The 1,281-nt window shown below is 28.3% G+C and carries 2 protein-coding genes; both read left to right on the plus strand.

The window, feature by feature from the left end; translation table 11 throughout:
- The coding region (locus B0E44_RS00055) for a sensor histidine kinase (protein ID WP_165688744.1) at positions 1–720 on the plus strand (720 nt) is incomplete at its 5' end.
- Positions 721–777: 57 nt separating this feature from the next.
- The coding region (locus B0E44_RS00060) for a LytTR family DNA-binding domain-containing protein (protein WP_124019247.1) at positions 778–1,281 on the plus strand (504 nt) is incomplete at its 3' end.

Here is a 1,281-nt window from a genome sequence, read left to right on the forward strand (position 1 = left end):
GTGCTGGTAAGCATACTAATTTATATATGTAAAAGAAAAGCAAGGAAACAAAAAAAGAATTTTGAAAGAGAGAAGGAAATAATTGATTTGAGGGCAAATGCTCTGAAAGCGCAAATGAACCCTCATTTTATTTTTAACATACTAAATAATATGCAGAGTGTAATGATTCTCAAAGGGGAAAAAGAAGCAAATAAATATTTTGGTGCTTTTTCAAGACTGCTGCGTTTAACTTTGGATATGTCCAAACAGGAATTCGTTTCTTTAAAAGACGAATTAGAATATATTAAAAATTATCTCATCTTAAATAAACTCCAATTAAACGATCAATTGCATTTTAGTATCCAATCTGAAAAAATAGAAAACGCTAATACCATTTTTATTCCTGGAATGCTAATCCAGCCTTTTGTTGAAAATGCTATTATTCATGGTCTGGCTCCTAAAGAATTTGGAACAAAAGTACTAAAAGTTAAATGTTATATAGAAAATCACTATCTTACTGTCATAATTGAGGATAACGGAATAGGAATTGAGGCGGCAAAAAAAATGAATAGAAAAAGGAGTTATCTTTATAAATCCTGGTCAACAACTATTGTTAACGAAAGAATAAACGTAATAAATGACTCCTCTAATAGCGATACTATAGTCCTAGAAGTGGAAGATATTCGAGAAGATGATAAAAGTGCAGGTACAATAGTTAAACTTAAATTTAGGATTAAATAATCGTATTGTTAAAATTTCAGATATTATACAATTATATTTGAATAAAAAAGTAAAATTATGAATACTTATAAAGTTGTAGTAGTTGATGATGAGTTAAATAATATTTTGCTTTTAAAGCACTTTATCGCAACCTATTGTCTTAATGTAATTGTAGTTGGTGAGGCTTTAACTAGTAAAGATGCCATTGAAGTAATAAATGAATGTGAACCCGACATTTTGCTACTTGATATTAGGCTTAATGGGAAGGAAGTATTCGAGGCATTAGATCAAATTAAAATTAATAAAGCGCAGATTATATTTGTAACCTCACATGACGAATATGCTTTGAGAGCAATCAAATATAATGCAATTGATTATATCCTCAAACCAGTTATCATTGAAGAATTAATTCTTTCAATAAACAAAGCCATATCAAAGCTTAATCAGCAAAATTATTTTGATTTTAGCAGAGGATCTCAAATTAATAAAATAGAAAGGGACATATCAAATAATAAAGATTATATAGCTGTTGCTTCAATGGATAAAATTGAGCTTATAAAAACAAGCGATATAGTATATTTA

Origin of the sequence: Flavobacterium sp. A45 (assembly GCF_002001005.1) — a bacterium.
In the GTDB taxonomy this organism is placed as follows: domain Bacteria; phylum Bacteroidota; class Bacteroidia; order Flavobacteriales; family Flavobacteriaceae; genus Flavobacterium.